General features: G+C 65.4%; 2 rRNA genes. Both read right to left on the reverse strand.

The annotated features are described in order from the left end of the window. Positions 1-72: 72 nt before the first annotated feature. Positions 73-188 (reverse strand): 5S ribosomal RNA (gene rrf, locus EFAMC2_RS02345). A 112-nt stretch (positions 189-300) separates the two neighbouring features. Beyond that, a 23S ribosomal RNA gene (locus EFAMC2_RS02350) occupies positions 301-2,999 on the reverse strand; the annotation flags it as partial.

Genomic DNA, 2,999 nt, shown 5'->3' on the forward strand with positions numbered 1-2,999 from the left:
CGCGCAAGCAGAGGGGGCCCGCCCCGGCCGATGCCGGGACGGCCCCCCCTCTGCGCGAAAATGCCCCTTGTTGGTCAGCGGCGCCCTGCTCTCCCACGGCCTTCCGCCGCAGTACCATCGGCGCTCGGGGGCTTAACTTCCGGGTTCGGAACGGGACCGGGTGTGCCTCCCCTGCCATGGCCGCTGACCAACAAGGGGCATTCTGCTGTCACGGGCGCGCCCCCGTGCCCTCAGGGCCGCACAGCGCTCGGACGCCCAACGCCCCGGGAAGCCGCGCTCGACCGCGCGATCCGGGTGTGGAAGAGGAAGAGCTCGGGCTATTAGTGGCGCTCGGCTGAGGCGGTCGCCCGCCTTGCACCTGCGCCCTATCGACCTCGTGGTCTGCGAGGGCCCTTACCGAAGGGAAGACTCATCTCGGGACTGGCTTCCCGCTTAGATGCCTTCAGCGGTTATCCAGACCGGACGCGGCTACCGGGCTGCGCCGTTGGTCGACGACCCGTGCACCGGAGGTCCGTCCACCCCGGTCCTCTCGTACTAGGGGCAGCCTCCCTCAGTCTTCCTGCGCCCGCGGAGGATAGGGACCGAACTGTCTCACGACGTTCTGAACCCAGCTCGCGTACCGCTTTGAATGGCGAACAGCCATACCCTTGGGACCTGCTCCAGCCCCAGGATGCGATGAGCCGACATCGAGGTGCCAAACCTTCCCGTCGATGTGGACTCTTGGGGAAGATCAGCCTGTTATCCCCGGAGTACCTTTTATCCGTTGAGCGACGGCCGTTCCACGCCGGGCCGCCGGATCACTAGAGCCTGGTTTCCCACCTGCTCGGCTTGTGGGCCTCGCAGTCAAGCCTGCTTATGCTCTTGCACTCATGAGGACGGTTGCCGACCGTCCCGAGCAGACCTTGCGCGCGCCTCCGTTACTCTTTGGGAGGCGACCGCCCCAGTCAAACTACCCACCAGGCACGGTCCCCCTCCCCGGTCAGGGCGAGGGGTTAGGACGCCAGAGCGACGAGGGTGGTATTCCAAGGGCGGCTCCCCGGGGGCTGGCGCCCTCGGTTCTCGGCCTCCCACCTATCCTCTACACGTCGGACCGGCGGCCAATGCCTAGCTGCAGTAAAGGTTCACGGGGTCTTTCCGTCCTTCCGCGGGTAAGTCGCATCTTCACGACTAGTGCAATTTCACCGGGTCTATGGCAGAGACAGCGCCCAAATCGTTGCGCCTTTCGTGCAGGTCGGAACTTACCCGACAAGGATTTTCGCTACCTTAGGACCGTTATAGTTACGGCCGCCGTTTACCGGGGCTTGGGTTCGCGGCTTCTCCCTCGCGGGATGACCGCTCCCCGTGACCTTCCGGCACCGGGCAGGCGTCAGACCCTATGCGTCGCCTTACGGCTTTGCAGAGTCCTGTGTTTTTGGTAAACAGTCGTTTGGGCCTCTTCGCTGTGGCCGCCTCGCGCTCGGGGGGCGAGCCCCTCCACGCTGCCGCGGCACCCCTTCTCCCGAAGTTACGGGGCAATTTTGCCGAGTTCCTTTGCCATAGTTCTCCCGATCGCCTTGGTATGTTCTACCCACCCACCTGTGTCGGTTTGCGGTACGGGCTCCTCGCGGATCCCTAGGCGCTTTTCTTGGAAGCGTGGGCTCACCGGCTTCGCCAGAGTGCTTCGTCCGGCGCCTCGGCCACTCGCGGGGCGCATTTCACTGCCCTGCGGCCTACGCGCCATCACGGGGACGTCCAGAACCCCGCCCGGCCACCCTTCTCCGTCACGCCGTCGGTCGATCTCCGCTGCGGAGGTGCGGGAATGTCTGCCCGCTGTGCATCGGCTACGCCTCCCGGCCTCGCCTTAGCTCCCGACTGACCCAGGGACGATTAGCGTCTCCCTGGAAACCTTGGGCTTACGGCGGCGGCGCTTTCCACGCCCCTCTCGCTACTCATGCCAGCATTCTCACTCCCGGCCGCTCCACGAGGGGTCGTCCCCTCGCTTCCCCGCGGACGGGAAGCTCCCCTACCACTACGTCAATCTAGTCCGCCGCTTCGGCGCCATGCTTAGCCCCGTGTATTGTCGGCGCATGTCCACTCGACCAGTGAGCTGTTACGCACTCTTTGAATGGGTGGCTGCTTCTGAGCCAACATCCTGGTTGTCTGGGCAGACGCACATCCTTTGCCACTCAGCATGGACTTGGGGGCCTTAGCGGGCGGTCCGGGCTGTTTCCCTCTCGAGCACACAGCTTAGCCCACATGCTCTGACTGCCGCGCTCCGGTCCGCCGGCATTCGGAGTTCGGTCGGGGTTGGTAGGCGGTGAGGCCCCCGCTCCCGTCCGGTGCTCTACCTCCGGCGGATAACGCGCGACGCTAGCCCTAAAGCTATTTCGGGGAGAACGAGATATCTCCGGGTTTGATTGGCCTTTCACCCCTACCCACGGGTCATCCCCTCAGTTTTCAACCTGAGTGGGTTCGGCCCTCCACGGGGTCTTACCCCCGCCTCAGCCTGCCCATGGGTAGCTCACCCGGCTTCGCGTCTGCGGCGCGCGACTGAACGCCCTGTTCAGACTCGCTGTCGCTGCGGCTCGCTTGCTAGCTAAGCCTCGCCACGCACCGCAACTCGCTGGCTCATTCTACAAAAGGCACGCCGTCACGCCCCTGGGGGCGCTCCGACTGCTTGTGGGCGCACGGTTTCAGGTACTGTTTCACTCCCCTCCCGGGGTGCTTTTCACCTTTCCCTCACGGTACTGGTGCGCTATCGGTCACTGGAGAGTGTTTAGGCTTGGAGGGTGGTCCCCCCTGCTTCCCACCGGGTTTCACGTGTCCGGCGGTACTCGGGCACCAGCCAGCTGGGGGCGCGGGTCCGCGTACGGGGCTCTAACCCTGTACCGCCCGGCTTCCCATCCGGTTCCGCTCCCACGCCCCTTTGTCACAGCGTGTTGGCTGGCCCCACGACCCCGGCGGGGCTCTCGCTCCCGCCGGTTTGGCCTCTCCCCCGTTCGCTCGCCGCTACTGGGGGG

Origin of the sequence: Olsenella uli (genome assembly GCF_901212655.1) — a bacterium.
Classification (GTDB): Bacteria; Actinomycetota; Coriobacteriia; order Coriobacteriales; family Atopobiaceae; genus Parolsenella; species Parolsenella uli_A.